The 16,370-nt window shown below is 71.3% G+C and carries 13 protein-coding genes; 5 read left to right on the forward strand and 8 right to left on the reverse strand.

Annotated elements, in window-relative coordinates:
• Nucleotides 1–7 precede the first annotated feature (7 nt).
• Together AB0878_RS34350 and AB0878_RS34355 are read right to left on the reverse strand one after the other, a co-directional pair.
• Nucleotides 8–1,246, reverse strand: coding sequence for a cytochrome P450 (locus AB0878_RS34350; protein ID WP_366584386.1), 1,239 nt, complete (start codon nucleotides 1,244–1,246; stop codon nucleotides 8–10).
• A gap of 154 nt (nucleotides 1,247–1,400) precedes the next feature.
• Nucleotides 1,401–2,027, reverse strand: coding sequence for a TetR/AcrR family transcriptional regulator (locus AB0878_RS34355; protein WP_366584388.1), 627 nt, complete (start codon nucleotides 2,025–2,027; stop codon nucleotides 1,401–1,403).
• Nucleotides 2,028–2,143: 116 nt separating this feature from the next.
• Here AB0878_RS34355 and AB0878_RS34360 point away from each other — a divergent pair, with 116 nt between their 5' ends.
• Genes AB0878_RS34360 through AB0878_RS34370 form a run of 3 tightly spaced genes read left to right on the forward strand, consistent with a single transcriptional unit; the run spans nucleotide 2,144 to nucleotide 6,016 of the window.
• Complete coding sequence (locus AB0878_RS34360) at nucleotides 2,144–2,794, forward strand: YbaB/EbfC family nucleoid-associated protein (protein WP_366584390.1); 651 nt, start codon at nucleotides 2,144–2,146, stop codon at nucleotides 2,792–2,794.
• Between the two features lie 16 nt (nucleotides 2,795–2,810).
• Nucleotides 2,811–3,128: a type VII secretion target gene (locus AB0878_RS34365; RefSeq protein ID WP_366584392.1), complete on the forward strand. Its 318-nt coding sequence runs from the start codon at nucleotides 2,811–2,813 to the stop codon at nucleotides 3,126–3,128.
• Nucleotides 3,125–6,016: a hypothetical protein gene (locus AB0878_RS34370; RefSeq protein ID WP_366584394.1), complete on the forward strand. Its 2,892-nt coding sequence runs from the start codon at nucleotides 3,125–3,127 to the stop codon at nucleotides 6,014–6,016. Before AB0878_RS34365 ends, AB0878_RS34370 begins: the two co-directional genes overlap by 4 nt.
• Nucleotides 6,017–6,633: 617 nt before the next feature.
• On the opposite strand, the gene AB0878_RS34375 is transcribed toward AB0878_RS34370, so the two are convergent.
• Complete coding sequence (locus AB0878_RS34375) at nucleotides 6,634–7,338, reverse strand: SDR family oxidoreductase (protein WP_366584396.1); 705 nt, start codon at nucleotides 7,336–7,338, stop codon at nucleotides 6,634–6,636.
• A 101-nt stretch (nucleotides 7,339–7,439) separates the two neighbouring features.
• On the opposite strand from AB0878_RS34375, the gene AB0878_RS34380 reads away from it, so the two are divergent.
• Nucleotides 7,440–7,928, forward strand: coding sequence for a helix-turn-helix domain-containing protein (locus AB0878_RS34380; RefSeq protein ID WP_366584398.1), 489 nt, complete (start codon nucleotides 7,440–7,442; stop codon nucleotides 7,926–7,928).
• Nucleotides 7,929–8,070: 142 nt separating this feature from the next.
• Complete coding sequence (locus AB0878_RS34385; protein ID WP_366584400.1) at nucleotides 8,071–8,649, forward strand: snapalysin family zinc-dependent metalloprotease; 579 nt, start codon at nucleotides 8,071–8,073, stop codon at nucleotides 8,647–8,649.
• 71 nt (nucleotides 8,650–8,720) lie between these two features.
• On the opposite strand, the gene AB0878_RS34390 is transcribed toward AB0878_RS34385, so the two are convergent.
• The 5 genes from AB0878_RS34390 to AB0878_RS34410 all read right to left on the reverse strand — a co-directional run bounded on the left by AB0878_RS34390 (nucleotide 8,721) and on the right by AB0878_RS34410 (nucleotide 16,366).
• Nucleotides 8,721–9,398, reverse strand: a complete 678-nt coding sequence (locus AB0878_RS34390; protein WP_366584402.1) for a GntR family transcriptional regulator — start codon at nucleotides 9,396–9,398, stop codon at nucleotides 8,721–8,723.
• The gene (locus AB0878_RS34395) at nucleotides 9,395–11,554 is read right to left on the reverse strand and encodes an alpha-galactosidase (protein WP_366584404.1); all 2,160 of its coding nucleotides are present in this window, start codon (nucleotides 11,552–11,554) and stop codon (nucleotides 9,395–9,397) included. The genes AB0878_RS34390 and AB0878_RS34395 overlap by 4 nt, the downstream gene beginning before the upstream one ends.
• Nucleotides 11,555–11,581: 27 nt before the next feature.
• Nucleotides 11,582–12,943, reverse strand: coding sequence for a sugar ABC transporter substrate-binding protein (locus AB0878_RS34400; protein WP_366584406.1), 1,362 nt, complete (start codon nucleotides 12,941–12,943; stop codon nucleotides 11,582–11,584).
• An 82-nt stretch (nucleotides 12,944–13,025) separates the two neighbouring features.
• Nucleotides 13,026–13,997, reverse strand: coding sequence for an alpha/beta fold hydrolase (locus AB0878_RS34405; RefSeq protein ID WP_366584408.1), 972 nt, complete (start codon nucleotides 13,995–13,997; stop codon nucleotides 13,026–13,028).
• A complete protein-coding gene (locus AB0878_RS34410; protein WP_366584410.1) occupies nucleotides 13,997–16,366 on the reverse strand; it encodes a glycoside hydrolase family 95 protein in 2,370 nt (789 codons plus the stop codon). Before AB0878_RS34410 ends, AB0878_RS34405 begins: the two co-directional genes overlap by 1 nt.
• Nucleotides 16,367–16,370 lie beyond the last annotated feature (4 nt).

Consider the following 16,370-nt stretch of genomic DNA (forward strand, 5'->3'; position numbering starts at 1 on the left):
GGGAGTTTCACCAGGTCACGGGCAGCGAGTGCACGCCGTAGACCAGCATGTCGTGCTTGAAGTCCAGCTCCGCCAACGGTGCCGCCAGTTTCAGCGTCGGGATCCGCCGGTAGAGCGTGCTGTAGACCACCTGCAGCTCGACGCGCGCGAGCGGCTGGCCGAGGCACTGGTGCACGCCGTAGCCGAACGCCACGTGGTGGCGGGCCTTGCGGGTGACGTCGAGCTTGTCCGGGTCGGGGAAGGCGTCGGCGTCGCGGTTCGCGGTGTCCGAAGCGGCGATGAGGCCGTCACCCTTGCGGATCTGCCGGCCGGCGATCTCCATGTCCTCCAACGCGACGCGCCGGCGTCCCGTGTGGACGATCGTGAGGTAGCGCAGCAGCTCCTCCACGGCGTTGGCGATCAGCGGTGCGTCACCGTCGCGCACGAGGTCGAGCTGGTCCGGGTGTTCCAGCAGCGCCACGGTGCCGAGCGCGATCATGTTGGCCGTGGTCTCGTGGCCGGCCACGAGCAGGAGCTGGCCCATCGCGGCGACGTCGTCGGCCGTCATGGCCCCGGTGGCCACCTGCTCGGTCGCGAGGCGGCTCAGCACGTCGTCGCCCGGGTCCTTCAGCTTCTGCTCCACCAGCCGGCTGAGGTAGGCCAGCAGTTCCTCGATCGCGTCCAGCGACTGCTGCGGCGTGGCCTCCTGCGAGATCAGCACCTTGCTGAGGCGGTGGAACAGCGCGCGGTCTTCATACGGCACACCGAGCAGCTCGCAGATCACCAGCGACGGCAACGGAAGCGCGAAGGCCTGCACGAGGTCCGCGGGCTTCGGGCCGGACAGCATGTCGTCGATCAGCTCGTCGACGATCTTCTGGATCCGGGGGCGCAGGCGCTCCACCTTCTTGACCATGAAGTCGGCGGTGAGCATCCGGCGCTGGGAAGCGTGGTCGGGGTCGTCCATGCTGATGAACGCCTTGGCGCGCTTGCGCCGGGCCGCGACGCCCGGCGACTGCGGCGGGTAACCCGGCAGGTCGGTGTTGGCGCTGACGCGCGAGTCGCGAAGCAGCGCGCGGACGTCTTCGTAGCGCGTGAACAGCCACGGCTCGCTGCCGTCCCAGATCCGGACGCGGGACACCGGCTCGTCGTGCAGCCGCCGTTCGAGCTCGGGCGGCGGGTCGAACGGGCAGCGCCCGCGCGACATCGGGAACTCGGGCTCAGGGGCGGCGGACACGGCCGGCGACGAGGACGAGAGGGCCTCCGTCATCGAAAATCCCTCCTACGGAGAGTTACCAAACGATTGTTCGGATACTTACTGAACACATGTTAGGCAATCTCGTGGAGAGTTGGCCACCTTCGTGGACAAGATCACCGGGACGGCCGAGAGCAGCCGGGTGGAAACGGGAGAAAACGCCCGTGGCTCAGGCGAAAACGAGCGAAACGAGCTCGTCGACGAACGGCAGGACGGAGTCGGCGCCGCCCCGAGCGGGCGAGTTGTGGAACAGCGCGACGCGGCCGTGGGCGCCGACGAAGGCGATCACGCCGGCCCGCTCGGGCGGCACTCTGAGCGAGAAACCCGCGGCGTCGCAGCGCGCGAAGCCGGTCGTGAGCAGTTCGATGAGATCGGGCAACGGCCCCTGCGGGTACGCGTCGGGCGTCGCGCGAGTGGCGCCGTTGGCCATCATCAGCCGGTGGTGGCCGGGGTTGTCCATGGCGAAGCGGCAGTACGCGTGGATCAGCGCGCGCACGCGGCCGACGACGTCGTCCGGGTCCTCGCTCGCCTCGGCCGCCTCCATCGCGGCGCGCAGCCGCGCGAACTCGTAGTCGAGCAAGCCCGCGACGAGGGCGGAGCGGTCCGTGAAGTGCTGGTAGATGCTGGCGGGCGCGATGCCGACCGCGCGGGCGACGCCGCGGATCGTCAGGCCGTCTTCACCGCCGAGCTCGGACAGCAGCCGGCTGGCCGCGTCGAGGATCTCCCCGCGCAGCCGATCACCCTCGCCCCACCTGTTGCGGGTGCGTCCGGCGCTGACCTCGACTTCTTCCGGCACGTGCCCATTCTTACCGCTTGACCTGCCCGAGCGTCGGATGGGCCGCCTCGTTTCGTCGTCGACCCGTCATCTGCGGTTCACCCCGGCAGGCCGGACATCTCGATATTTTTTTCCTGGTGGACGAGCAGGAGTGGCTGGACGACTTCCAGCGGCGTGTGGACGAGATGCGCGCGAAAAGCGTTGCGCTGCAAGAAAAGCTCACCGAGGCCGAGGGCAAGGCCCGTTCGTCGGACGGACTGGTCACGGTCACCGTCACCCCCAACGGCGCGCTCAAGAACCTGCACATCGACGACCGGGCGCTGCGTTCGTCCGGCGGCGCCCAGCTCACCGCCGCCATCATGGAGACCTACGGCAAGGCCCAGCGGCAGGTGTCGCGCGAGGTCGCCGACGCGCTCGAGCCGCTGGCCGGCGGCACCGAGATGATGGACGTGGTCCGGTCCTTCCTGCCTGCCCCGGAGCCCGAGGAGGACGAGCCGCAGGACGCGCCGCGTCAGCCCGGTGAGCCCGAGGCCGAGGACCGCACTCCGCCGCCCGTGCCGCCGCGGATGCCGCCGGCCGGGGGGATGCCGCCCGGGCGGCCTGGAATGCCGCCGCAGGCGCCTCCGCCGCCTGTGCCGCCGCGGATGCCTCCGCCGCCCGTTCCGCCGGCGCCGCAGTCGGGTCCGCCCGCGCCGCCGCAGCCGCGGCCGGACCAGCAGCCGAGGCCGCAGTCGGGCCCGCACCGCCGCCGTATGGACGGCGACGACGACGAGATGCAGCCGTGGTGACGAGGGAGATGCGCTGATGGACGGGTACACCGTCGAGCCCGACGTGCTGACGACGTACGCGAGTGGTCTGGACGAGCGCGGCGGCAAGGTGACGGCCGCGGCCAACCGCGTCCAGGAGGTCAACGGCGGCGACATCAACGCGTTCGGCGTGGTCGTCGGCCAGGTGCTGGGGATCCCGACGCGCATCGCGCTCGGTGTGCTGCACGACCAGGTCAACGGCGCCGCGAAGGCGATCACGGACCAGGCCAACAACACGCGCACGGCCGCGGACCAGTACCGCACCACGGAAACCAACCACGCGCAGGCCATCACGACAGCGGGGACCCCGACTTGACCACGACGTTCGACCCGAACGCCAAGCCCGACTTCGGTGCCGGGGTGGTGATCACCGACTCCAACAAGTTCTCCGGCGCGGGTTTCCTCGACTCGTACTCGTTCCTCATCAAGAGCTGCGAAGACATGAAGACCGCCGACGACTCCGACAAGGCGGCCCTGGGCGTCTCGATCGGGCTCGGTGTGGTGGCTTCGGCCGTGGACACGGTGAAGTTCGCGCTCAACCCGCTGGGCAGCCTGATCTCCGCGGGGCTCGGCTGGCTGATCGAGCACGTGAGCTTCCTGCGCGAGCCGCTCGACATGCTGATGGGCGACCCGGACCAGATCCAGCTGCTGAGCCAGGAAGTGCACACGATCGCCGAGACCATCCGGCAGATCGGCGAGGACCAGAAGTCCTCTTTGGACGGTGCCGTCAAGGACTGGCAGGGCAACGCCGCCGACACGTTCCGGCAGCGCATGCAGGAGCTCGCCGCCGACCTGGACAGCAAGGCCCACGGCACCGACATCGTGGCGTACCTGATCCAGACGAACATGGCCATCATCGCCGCCGTGCGCGGTCTGTTCCGCGACCTCATCACCACGGTCCTCGGCGACATGATCTCCACGATGCTCATCGCCCTGGCGGCGGCCATCCCGACGTTCGGCGCGTCCATCGTCGCGGGCGTCGGCTGGTGCGTCACGCAGGCGACGCTCACCGCCACCTCCCTCGGCGCGAAGCTCGCCGCGGTCGTCGCGCAGGCCACCCGCTCCGCCGCGCGCATCGGCAACATCGTCAAGGGCCTCAAAACCCGCCCCGGCGCCGGCGGCGCCGCCGGCGGCAGCGCGGCCCACGCCGGCGACGACATCCCCATGACCCCGACCCCGGCCCGCGGCGGCTCCGGCGGCGGCGCGGGCTCCTCGGGCGCCGGCTCTTCCGGTGCGCACAGCGGCGACGATGCGGCCACTCCCCCGCCGGTGCCGCCGAAGGATGACGTGCCTCCGCCCGCGGGTGGTTCAGGTTCGGGCTCGGGCAGCGGCTCTGGTTCTGGCTCGGGCAGCGGCTCTGGTTCAGGTTCGGGCAGCGGCTCTGGTTCTGGTTCGGGCAGCGGCTCTGGTTCTGGCTCGGGCTCCCACTCCGGCGACGACGCCGCCACACCTCCGCCGCCGAAGGACGTGCCCCCGCCCCCGGGTGGCAGCGGTTCGGGTTCTGGCAGCGGTTCGGGTTCTGGCAGCGGTTCTGGCTCCGGCTCGGGCACCCACTCGGGCGACGACGCCGCCACACCGCCTCCCGCCAGCCACGCCGGCGACGACGTGCCCCCGCCCGCGGGTGGCAGCGGTTCGGGCTCGGGGAGCGGCTCTGGTTCCGGCAGCGGTTCTGGCTCGGGCACCCACTCCGGCGACGACGCCGCCACACCTCCGCCCCCGACCCACAGCGGCGACGACGCCGCGACCCCACCCCCGGCCTCCCACTCCGGCGACGACGTCCCACCCCCAGTCCCACCGAAGGACGACGTCCCACCGCCCGCCGGCAGCAGTGGCTCCGGTTCTGGCAGCGGCACCCACTCCGGCGACGAAGCCGCCACACCTCCTCCCGCCAGCCACGCGGGCGACGACGTGCCGCCTCCGGTTCCGCCGAAGGACGACGTTCCCCCACCGGCAACCCACACCGACGATGCGGCCACTCCCCCGCCCGCTTCGCACGCCGGCGACGACGTGCCGCCACCCGTACCCCCGAAGGACGACGTCCCGCCCCCGGCAACCCACGCCGGCGACGACACCGCCACGCCGCCTCCGGCCAGCCACGCCGGCGACGACGCGCCGCCTCCGGTTCCGCCCAAGGACGACGCCCCGCCGCCCGCAACCCACGCCGGCGACGACACCGCGACACCGCCTCCGGCCAGCCACGCCGGCGACGACGCCGCCACGCCGCCGCCCGCAAGCCACGCCGGCGACGACACCGCCACGCCGCCGCCCGCAAGCCACGCCGGCGACGACACCGCGACACCGCCTCCGGCCAGCCACGCCGGCGACGACGCCGCCACGCCGCCGCCCGCAAGCCACGCGGGCGACGACGCTCCACCGCCCGTCCCACCCAAGGACGACGTTCCCCCGCCGGCGACCCATGCCGGTGACGACGCCGCCACGCCGCCGCCCGCAAGCCACAGCGGCGACGACGCGGCGACCCCGCCGCCGAGCAGCCACGCGGGCGACGACGCCCGACCGCCCGTGCCCCCGAAGGACGACGTCCCGCCGCCGGCAACCCACGGCGACGACGCAGCCACCCCGCCCCCGGCCTCGCACGCCGGTGACGACGCCCCGCCGCCCGTCCCACCCAAGGACGACGCTCCCCCGCCGGGGACCCACTCCGACGACGCCTCCTCCGACGCCGGGACTCACGGCAGTCACCACGGCGACGACGCCGCCTCCGACGCCGGGACTCACGGCAGTCACCACGGCGACGACGCGGCCTCGGACAGCAGCCACGGCGGCACCCAAGGCAGCCACCACGGCGACGACGGGACACCTCCAGGCAGCAGCCACCACGGAGACGATGGCACCCCGCCCGCCAGTCACCACGGCGACGACGCCGCCGCACCCCCGGCCAACCAGCCGCCGAAGACGCCGTGGACCAAGGCTCACGAGGACTGGCTGAAGCAGCACCAGCCGGACGCCTACGCCAAGTACAAGTACCTCGAGAACCAGCTGAAGGCGAACCACCCGCAGGCCTTCTCGATCCTCAAGCAGTGGGTCGCCGACTCCGACAGCGCCAAGGAAATGTGGGCGTGGCCGGTCAAGGGCGGCCAGGAGATCATGAAGCAGATGCTCGACATCCAGAAAACAGCCGAAACCGGCTGGGCCAACGCCAACACCGGCGGCGGCGACCAGCCCCCAGCAGACGGCGGCCACTAGCCCGCCACGAAAACCACCGCGCCCCTGGCAGCCAACAAGGCGACCAGGGGCGCGGTGCTTCACCCACACACCAACAAAAGCGTGCCGACGCGCCCGCGCTGCTTGGCGCTCGCTCCTCGGCAGACCACCGAGCCGCCGACACGCGCCCCACGGCCGGACACCGCTGCCGGAGCAACCGACCGAAACGACCAGCGGCCAAGGAAAATTCGACGCCCGACAAGCAGCCACCGGCGAAGTCACCGAAACCACCGCGCCCCCGGCAGCCCACAAGGCCACCAGGGGTGCAGCGCTTTGCCCACACACCAAGAAAACCAGGTGAGCCACCTGGCCAGGCCGCTCGGCGCTTCGCCCCTCGGCAGACCACCGAGCCGCCAAGACGGCCCCGCGGCCGGCGACCGCCACTAGGGCAACTGCCCCGCAGCGGCCAACGAAAAGCCGGTCCCTCACAAGCAGAGATCACCGAAACCGGCTGGGCCAACGCCAACGCCAACACCGGCAGCGGCGACCAGCCCCAGCAGACGGCGGCCACTAGCCCGCCACCGAAAACCACCGCGCCCCTGGCAGCCAACAAGGCCGCCAGGGGCACGGTGCTTCACCGAACCAGCCAAAGGCGACCGTCAGGAAACCAGCTGCGGGTACTGCCCCGCGATGTCTCCCGACAGGCTGGCCCGCACGGTGCGGCTGATGTCGTCCGCGACGATTTCGAAGTCGCCCTTCTCGAGGCCGTCCAGGGCGAGCGCGGCGATGGCCGCGGGGGCCGACTTGGGGGCCGTGATGTCTGCCGCCATGTCCGTGTCCATGTAGCCGACGTGCAGGGCCGACACGAGGGTGCCCTGGTCGTGGAGGGCGAGGCGCAGGCCGTTGGTCAGCTGGAGGCCCGCCGCTTTGCCCGCGGAGTAGGCGTTGACGTGGGGCGCGGTGAACCACGACAGCACCGAGAGGATGTTCAGGATCGCGCCGCCGCCGTTGCGGGCCAGCACGGGGGCGAAGGCGCGCGCCGTTTGCAGCGGGCCGAAGTAGTGGGTCTCCATCTCGAGGCGGACGTCGTCGAGAGAACCGCCGAGAAATGAGGCTCCCGTGGAGACGCCGGCGTTGTTGATCAGCAGCGTCACGTCGCCTGCTGCTGCCGCGGCGGCCTGGATCGAGGCCGGGTCGGTGACGTCGACCGCGAGCGGCACGACACCCGGCAGGTCAACTGACTCCGGGCGACGCACCGCGGCGTAGACCTTCGCCGCCCCGCGCTCCAGCAGAGCGGCGGCCAGCTCCCGGCCCAGCCCACGGTTCGCGCCCGTCACCAGTGCGACAGAACCCTTGATCTCCATCAAAACCAACTCCCAACACACCTGACTTGTTATCTGCAAGCTAGCCGTCACCGACAGTACGGGGTAAACTTGCTTCAAGCAAGCCAGCACGGGAGGAAACCATGGGCCGAAGGTCAAGCTGGGAAGGCACGCCCTGCCCCATCGCCCGCGGCGCGGACGTGCTCGGCGAGCCGTGGACGCTGGTGATCCTGCGCGAAGCCCACGCGGGCACCACGCGCTTCGACGAGTTCCGCACCACCCTCGGCATCGCGGACAACGTGCTGTCCTCACGGCTCGCGCGGATGGTCGAGACCGGCCTGATGGCGCGCGTCCCGTATCGCGACGGCGGCCGCACCCGCGACGAATACCGCCTCACCCAGGCCGGCGCCGACACGCTGCCGGTGATCCACGCGCTGGGCGCCTGGGGCGACACGTACACGCACTCCCCCGCGCCGGGTGAGCCGATGCAACTGGTCCACACCCCGTGCGGCGAGCTCACCCGCCCCGGCGAGAAGTGCGACCACTGCGGCGGCGACGTGCACCGAACCGAGCTCCGCCGGTTCACCAAGGACACGCACGAGCAGGTGCCGCTGGCCCAACCCGTCGCCTGAGTCAACCCGTGGATGGTGTTGGTAAATCACCACTTTCCGGACAGTACGAAAGTCGGGTCACAAACAGGGCTTGATTGCCTAGATTCGGTGCAGCGCGCGCAAATCAGGCAAAACTCCCCTCACCCACCCGAGGAGCTTTCCGATGTCGAGGAAGTTCTTGCTGTCCGGCGCCATCGCGCTGGCCGTCGCCGCCGCCCCGCTCGTCGGCGGCACGGCCACCGCCGCCACGGCCGCCACCGACCAGGCCGCGGCCGTCACCACGGTGTACTACAGCACCTCCGGCGCGCCGACTTTCCGCGCGGCGATCAACGCCGGCGCGGCCAACTGGAACCGCTCGGTCACCAACGTCAAGCTGGCCGAACGCTCCTCGGGCGCCTCGCTGCGCTACGTCGAGGGCAACGACCCGCGCGGCTCCTACGCCCAGAGCGACGGCCACGGCACCGGCACCGTCTTCATCGACTACGCCCAGGCCCGCCAGTACGACAACACCCGCATCGCCGCCCACGAGACCGGCCACGTGCTCGGCCTGCCCGACCACTACTCCGGCCCGTGCTCCGAGCTGATGTCGGGCGGCGGCCCCGGCCCGTCGTGCACCAACGCCAACCCCAACGCGCAGGAACGCTCCCGCGTGAACTCCCTGTGGGCCAACGGTTTCCGCACGCTGGGCGCCGGCGGACCGCAGCAGCGCATCTACGAGACGCTGCCAGTCCTCACCCACTGACCCTGCCTGCTTCAAGCACCCCAATGTGGCGTTCGGTGCACTCAACGCACCGAACGCCACATTGGGGTGCGTCACATGCGGGACAACAGCCGGTCGCGCGCCACGTCCAGATGCGCGGCCATCGCCTTGCGCGCCGCGACCGCACTGCCCGACACAAGGGCTTCGACGATGGCGCGGTGCTCCGAGATCGTCTGCTCGCCGAACGGCTGGTTGTAGTTGAGCCGGAAGAAATGCAGGTGGCAGTGGGTACGCGCGAACGCCTGCTCCACCGCCGCGTTCCCCGCGATGCGCAGCACGAGCTCGTGCAAACGCGCGTCGTGCGCGGTCAGCGCCTTGTAGTCGCTGTACGCGTCGTGCGCGGGCGCGGCGGGACACGTCGCCAGCTCCGCGCGCAGCGCCGCTGAATGATCGTCCGACATCGCCTTCGCGGCCAGCCCGGCGCTCGGCGGCTCCAGCAGCATCCGCAGCGAGTACATGTCGTCGACCTCGCGGCGCGTCAGCAGCTCGGTCACGCGGTAGCCGCGCAACGGCAGGCGGCTCACCAGCTCCTCGGATTCCAGGCGCGCCAACGCTTCCCGCACCGGCGTGCCCGAGACACCCAGCTCCCGCGCGATCTCGTCGATGTTCACGCGGGCGCCGGGCGCGATGCCGTCGTTCATGATGAGGGCGCGGAGCTGCTCGTAGACACCGTCGGCGAGCACCTGCCGGGCCGGCAGCGCGACGAGCCCGCGCTCCGCGCCCGGCCTCATGACCGGTCCACAGTGGACAGGTCAAGCAGCAGCGCCTGCGCCGGGTCCAGGACCGGCATCGGCAGGCCGGCCACCGCGAGCACGGTGCCCGGCAGTTCGACAGGCCCGTCGACCGCCCGCGTGAACCACTCCGGCGCCGTGACCTCTCGCAACGACGGCAGCCCGGCTTCGGCCCGCACCCGCACGCGATACAGCCGCGCCGGGTCCAGTCCCGGCAGCCGCACGCGTCCGGGCTGTCCCGCCGCGCCCGTCGCCAGCCGCGCCCAGCAGAGCAGGGCACGCGTCTCCGAAACCACGCCGTGCAGGTAGGCGTCGGCGTCCGGCAGGTCCGCGCGCACCACGCGCCCGCCGTGCAGCAGGGGCCGGAACTCCTTGTACAGCTGCGCCCACGCGGTGAACGCAGCCAGCTCCGAAGCCGAGCTGCGCGTGAGATCGGCTTCGATCCCGGCGTGCCCGAACAACGCTGTGACCAGCCGGAACGACAGGTCCGTCACGCGCGCGGTCGTGTGGCTGCGCTCCGCGCCGACGTGTGAACCGATCACCTCCGGCGGGATCAGCTGCGCGGTCCAGCGCTGGATCGCCTGCCGCTCCAGCGGGTCGATGCAGTCCGACGCCCACACGCGATCGGTCCGGCCCAGGATCCCCAGGTCGACGCGGCCGCCGCCGCTCGCGCAGCTCTCGATCTCCAGCCGCGGGTGGCGGGCTCGCAACTCGTCGAGCAGCCGGTACAGCGCCAGCGTCTGCGCGCGCGAGCCCGCCCGGCCCGTGACCCGGTCGTACGCCTCGTGCAGCTCGCGGTTGTGGTCCCACTTGAGGTAGTCGACGCTGTACTCGCCCACCAACGCGTCGAGCGAGTCCAGCAAGTACTGGTACGCCTCGGGGTGCGCGATGTTCAACGTGTACTGGTTGCGCGAAGGCGCACCCAGCTCAGCGGGCCCGAGAAGCCACGAAGGGTGTTCCCGGGCGGTGTCGGAGTCGAGGTTCACCATCTCCGGCTCGACCCACAGCCCGAACTCCATCCCCAGCGCGTGCACGCGGTCCACCAGCGGCGTGAGACCCTCCGGCCACACCGCACGGTCGACGGTCCAGTCGCCCAGGCCCGCGGTGTCGTCCCGACGGCCGCGGAACCAGCCGTCGTCGAGCACGAGCCGTTCCACGCCGACCTTCGCGGCCAGCTCCGTGAGCTCCAGCAGGCGGTCGAGGTCGTGCTCGAAGTACACGGCCTCCCACGTGTTCAACGTCAGCGGCCGCGGCTTGCCCGTGTGCGCGGCCCGCGCGCGGTGGTACGCGTGGAACCGCGCGGCGAGCCCGTCGAGCCCCTCGTCCGACCAGGCGAAACACACCACGGGAGCCACGTACGACTCCCCCGCCGCGAGCCGGACCTCGCCGGGCCGCAGCAGCTCACCGCCGCCCAGCACACTCGCGTGCACGCCCGCGCCTTCGGGCAGCTGCTCGGCGAACCACTTCTGGTCGCCGCTCCACGCCACGTGCATGCCCCAGACTTCGCCCGAGGCGAAGGAAAACCCGGGCTCGCCGACCGTCAGCAGATACGGCGAGTCCGCGCCCGGCTTGCCGCGGCGCACCTCGCGCACGTGGCCACCGAACGCCAGCGGCTGCCGTTGCGGGCTGCGTTCGCGGCACCACTTGCCCGTGAAGTCGAGCACTTCCGCGGCCCGCCGGGGCAGCGGCAGCACGGCCACCACCCCGGCCAGGTCGTACGGTTCGGTGCCCGCGTCCACGTGCCGGGTCACCTTGGTCGCCACCTCCAGGACCCCCGAAGGGGTCAGCCGGTAGGTCAGCTCCACGTCCAGCCCGGACGACGCGTCGGTGAGCTCCAGCGTCAACGCACTGTCGTCCTGGGAAAAGCCCCGCAGCACCGGCCGCGGCACCGCGCCGCGGCCGGCGGTGTGGCCCGACACCGCGGGGGTGCCGGACCACGTCTGCGCCTCCGTGGGCCACACGGAAAACGAACGGGCCACATCGGGCGCGTTGTTCAGCACCGCGCCCCCGGCGGTCAGCCGCAGTGCCTCGGCGTCCACTTCGGACAGCTCGCCGAGGTCGGCGCCCCAGTGCAGCACGCGGGGCACCGGCCGGCCGAGTTCCACGGCGAAACTCGTGCCGGCGGCCCGCAGGCCGACCACCGTAGGGCTGGACATGTCCTCACTCCTGACTCCCGGGCGTTCCTAGTTCTTGGCGAGCAGCGAAACGCTCTGCTTCTCCATTTCAGGGAACACGTCGTCGTTGCGGTTGTGCGAATAGAACGATTCGAGCAGTGGCTCCTCCGCGGCCTGCACGGCGGCGCCGTTGGCGTACACCTCGGCCGGGTAGAGCGAGCCGTTCTTCAGCATCGCGGTGAACACCGACAGGTCCACGCCCTGCGGCTTCATGGCCGCGGTGGCCGCGTCCATCGAAGCCGGGATCGACGGGAAGAACGTGCCCGTCTTCGAGGCCGCCGTCTGGCACTCCTGCGAACCCATGTACGAGACCCACTTCCAGGTCAGGTCGGGGTTCTTCGTGCCGGCCCAGATCGTGTTGCCATTGGAGTTCGACGTCAGCGCGCGGGTCTTGCCGTCGGGCCCGGTGGGCGGCGCGGCGATCCCGATCTTCACGCCCGGCAGCTTCGCGAAGCTCGGCGCGGACCAGGAACCCGAAAGCTCCATGGCGACCTTGCCCGAGCCGATCAGGTCGGCGTCGCTGACGGTGGCCTGGCCGGCGCCGGTGGTGAACGTGCCGATCTTCGGCGCGAGACCGCGGTCGGTCAGCGTGCGGATGTAGTTCACGGTCTTGACGAACCGCGGGTCGCTGTAGTTGAACTTCGTCGGCCACTCCGGCTTGTCACCGAGACGCCAGCCCAGCGTCGAGGCGAACGCGCTGAACGTCACCTGGCCGATGAAGTCCTTCGCCGCGAGCTGGCCCATCCCGTAGGAGGCGACGTTGTTCTTGTCGAAGCCCGGCTGGTCGCCGCGCACGCCCTTCTTGTCGACGGTCAGGTGCGCCACCATCTTGTCGAAGGTGCCGCCGTCGTCGGGGTTCCAGCTGAGGTTGTGCACGTCGGCGGCGGTGTAGCCGGCCTTGGTGAGGGCGTCGGTGTTGTAGTAGAGACCGGCCGAGGCCCAGTCGAGCGGCAGGCCGTACTGCTTGCCGTCGGTGAACTTCCACGAGTTGACGCCCACGGAGAACTTCTTGAGATCGAAGTTGTCCTTCTTGATGTAGTCGTCGAGCGGAAGCAGCTGGTGCTGGCTCGCGTAGGCCTGCAGGTACTGCACGCTGTCCTGGAACGCGTCGGGCGCAGTGCCCGCGACGAAGCCGGCGGTGAGCTTGGTGAAGTAGTCGGCCACGGTGTACTGGGAGATCTTCACCGTGGTGCCGGGGTTGGCCTTCTGGAACGCGTCGGCGCACACCTGGTAGGCGGCGGCCTGGTGGTCGTCCCAGGTCCACCAGTTCACGGTGTTGCCGCCGGCGTCGGCCGAGCCACCGCCGCAGCCGGCCAGCACTGCTCCGAGCACCGCCGCCAGCCCGGTGGCGGCCCAAGTGCGGATCTTCATGGGTTTCCTCGCTTCCGCGCCACTCGGGACGCTTCTCCACTCCACTGTGGATTTAAAACTTGAGGGATTTCAAAACTGACTTTCAGCTGCCCGGCTTGAGCAGCGACGCGAACGTGGCCAGCACGTTCTCCAGGTCCTGGCCCCCGCCGGCCTCGTGCCCGTTGTACTCCCATACGTCGAGGTGTTTCGGGCCGCGATAGGCGTTGTAGGCTCCGAAAACCGTCGACGGCGGGACGATGTCGTCCATCAGCCCGATCGAGAAGTGCGCCGGGGCGGCGGCGCGGCTCGCGAAGCCGACACCGTCGAAATAGGACAGCACTTCGAACGTCCGCTCGACCTCGTGCCGTTGTGCGGCCAGGTAACCGGCGAGCTCGGTGTACGGCGCCTTGCCCGCGATCAGCGAGGCGCGCCGGAGGTCACACAGGAACGGCGCCTGCGCGTAGAGCGCCGCGACGTCCGGCACGAGCGCCGCCGCGGCCAGGGCGATCCCGCCGCCCTGGCTGTTGCCCGCCACCGCGACCCGGTCCGGGTCGACGACGTCGAGCGCCCGCGCGGCCTCCACCGCGCGCGCCGCGTCGGTGAACACGCGACGGTAGAAGTACGTTTCCCGGCTGGTGATCCCGCGGGTCAGGAATCCCGGGAACGACGGGCCGCTGCCCACCGGGTCGCCGGTCGTGCCGCCCGCGTGCGCGCCGCCCTGGCCGCGGACGTCGACCTGCAGCTGCGCGTAGCCCGCGGAAGCCCAGACCAGCTCCTCGAGCGCGCTGCCGCGGCCGCTGCCGTAGCCGTGGAACTGCACGACGGCGGGCAACGGACCGGGCTGGTTCCTGGGCACGCGCAGCCAGGCGTGGATGGGGTAGCCGCCGAAGCCGGCGTAGGTCACCTCGAACACGTCGAGTGTCCGCAGCGCGGTCTCGACCGGGGTGACGGTGAGGTCGAGCTCGTACTTCGCCGTCTCCGCGAGGGTTTCCCGCCAGAACTCGTCGAAGTCTTCCGGGGCCTGGTACGCGCTCGTGTACGTCCGCAGCTGCGCCGGCGGCAGGTCGGTCAACATCAGAACTCACCGTCCAGTTCGGACACTTCGCCGACGGCGACCTTGACCGTCGTGCCGCCGCCGGGCCACCGGACCACGACGTCGTCGCCGGCATCGCCGGACAACCGCGTCACCCGAGCCGACACGACCTTCCCGGTCTGCCAGGTGACGTCCACCGCCAGTCCGCCGCGCGCCCGCAGCCCGCAGGCCGTGCCGTCCGGCCACGCCGAGGGCAACGCGGGCAGCAGGTCGATCGCGCCGGCGTGACTTTGCACCACGAGCTCCGCGAGCCCGGCCGGAAAGCCGTAGTTGCCGTCGATCTGGAACGGCGGGTGGGTGCTGAACAGGTTGGGCAGCAGCCCGCCCCACTCGGAGCCGTCCACGGGCGCGTCGCGGTGGCGGTCGCCGGTGAACGGCTGCGTCGCCTCGGAAAGCAGCGAACGCGCGGTGTCCCCGTCGCCGAGCCGGGCGCGCAGCGCGATCTTCCACGCCCACGACCAGCCCATCGCGCCCGGGCCACGGCGGTCCAGCAACGCGGTCGCCGCCGCGCCCAGCTCCGTACCGGCGGTGATCTGGTCGAGCGGGTACACGGCGATCATCTGCGACATGTGCCGGTGCTTCGGGTCCTGCTCGGGCAGGTCCTCGGCCCACTCCGCGAGCCAGCCGCCGTCGGTCACGCGCAGCGGACGCAGGCGCGGCAACGCCGCGGTGATCTCGGCCGCCACCGGGTGCTCGATGCCGAGCGCTTCGGCCGCCGCGAGCGTGCGGGTGAAGACCGCGCGGATCAGCGCCGTGTCCATCGTGACCGACCAGGTCAGCGACTCCGGCTCCCCGGCCTCGGAGACGAACAGGTTCTCGGGTGACGTCGAGGGGATCGTGTCGAGGAACCCGCCCGGGCCTTCGGTGAGCCAGTCGAGGCAGAACTCGGCGCAGCCCTTGAGCAGCGGCCACGCCGTCTCGCGCAGGAACGCGATGTCGCGCGTGAAGTCGTAGTGGTCCCAGGCGTGCTGGACGAGCCACGCGCCGCCCATCTGCCAGATCGCCCACGACGGGTTGCCGTGGCCCATGCCCACCGGCAGAGCCCAGCCCCACGGATCGGTGTTGTGGTGGGTGACCCAGCCGCGGGTGCCGTAGAGCTCCCGGGCGACGTCGGCGCCCATCACCGCGAGCTTGCCCAGCAGGTCGAACAGCGGCGTGTGGCACTCGCCGAGCCCGGTCGTCTCGGCGGCCCAGTAGTTCATCTCGGTGTTGATGTTCACGGTGTAGTTCGACGACCACGCCGGGCGCAGCTCTTCGTTCCAGATGCCCTGCAGGTTCGCGGGCGGCGCACCGGGCCGGGACGACGTGGCCAGCAGGTAGCGACCGTAGGCGAACATCACCGTGGCGGTGAGCTGTTCGTCCTTTCCGGACAGGACGTCGGTGGCCACGTCGTAGGTGCCGGCGCGGTGGTGCCCGAACTGCAGGCTCGCCGCCGCGAGCAACGGCCGGAGGTCGGCTTCGTGCTTTCGCAAGAGCTCATCGGCGCCCTCGGCCAACGCGGTCGCGGCGGTTCCGGCGGCCACGGCCTGGTGGCGTTCGCGGGACCGGGGTGCCATGCCGGACCAGACGTCGGCGGCGTTGGTGGAGCTGGCCACCGTGAGCAGCAACCGCGTCGCTCCGGCCACGCTGACCGTGCCATCCACAGTGGACACAGTGCCGTCCGTGTCGAGCCGCAGAGCGAGCGCGCCGAACGGGTCGTAGCCCGGCCGCGCCTGGTCGGCGTAGCGCAGCGGCTCGGCGACCTCCGGTTCGTGCTTGGGCGCGCCGTCCACGGGAAGCTCGATCCCGAGCGTGATCCCGCTGTCCTCGACGAGCCGCGTGACCTCACGCAGGGGCGTGCTCAGCTCCACGCCGAGGTCGACGGGCGCCGACGCCGTCAGGGAAATCACCATCGCGCCGGCGGGCCGGCTCGCCCACACCGCACGGTCCACAGTGGTCCCACCAACGGACAGTCGTTCGGTGACCACACCGTTGGCCAGGTTGAGCTGACGGCCGCGGCTCTCGCCGGCCGGCAGCGTCACCCAGACGTCGCCCCACGGCAGGAACTCCTGGCTGTACGGCCCCTCGAACGACATCAGCAACGCTTCGGCCCGCCGGTAGTCACGCGCTCGCACGGCCTCGCGGACCTCCGCCAGCCGCTGCGGTCCGGCACCGGCGGCGACGACGTCCGCCAGCGCGTCGACCGGGCCGGCGGGAGTGCCGGACCAGACCGTCGCGTCGTTGAGCTGCACGCGGCTACGGCCGGCGCCGCCGAACACCATCGCGCCGAGCCGGCCGTTGCCCACGGGGCTCGCCTCGGTCCACTCGACCGCGGGCGCGGCCCAGCCGAGGCACAGATCTTCGTTCGTCACAGCA

The organism is Amycolatopsis sp. NPDC047767 (assembly GCF_040704195.1).
Lineage (GTDB): Bacteria > Actinomycetota > Actinomycetes > Mycobacteriales > Pseudonocardiaceae > Amycolatopsis.

Excerpts from the sequence above, each read along its gene's own strand:
- AB0878_RS34400 (WP_366584406.1), bottom strand. The coding sequence starts at position 12,943 with ATGAAGATCCGCACTTGGGCCGCCACCGGGCTGGCGGCGGTGCTCGGA.
- AB0878_RS34365 (WP_366584392.1), top strand. The coding sequence starts at position 2,811 with ATGGACGGGTACACCGTCGAGCCCGACGTGCTGACGACGTACGCGAGT.
- AB0878_RS34380 (WP_366584398.1), top strand. The coding sequence starts at position 7,440 with ATGGGCCGAAGGTCAAGCTGGGAAGGCACGCCCTGCCCCATCGCCCGC.
- AB0878_RS34350 (WP_366584386.1), bottom strand. The coding sequence starts at position 1,246 with ATGACGGAGGCCCTCTCGTCCTCGTCGCCGGCCGTGTCCGCCGCCCCT.
- AB0878_RS34375 (WP_366584396.1), bottom strand. The coding sequence starts at position 7,338 with ATGGAGATCAAGGGTTCTGTCGCACTGGTGACGGGCGCGAACCGTGGG.
- AB0878_RS34395 (WP_366584404.1), bottom strand. The coding sequence starts at position 11,554 with ATGTCCAGCCCTACGGTGGTCGGCCTGCGGGCCGCCGGCACGAGTTTC.
- AB0878_RS34405 (WP_366584408.1), bottom strand. The coding sequence starts at position 13,997 with ATGTTGACCGACCTGCCGCCGGCGCAGCTGCGGACGTACACGAGCGCG.
- AB0878_RS34390 (WP_366584402.1), bottom strand. The coding sequence starts at position 9,398 with ATGAGGCCGGGCGCGGAGCGCGGGCTCGTCGCGCTGCCGGCCCGGCAG.
- AB0878_RS34385 (WP_366584400.1), top strand. The coding sequence starts at position 8,071 with ATGTCGAGGAAGTTCTTGCTGTCCGGCGCCATCGCGCTGGCCGTCGCC.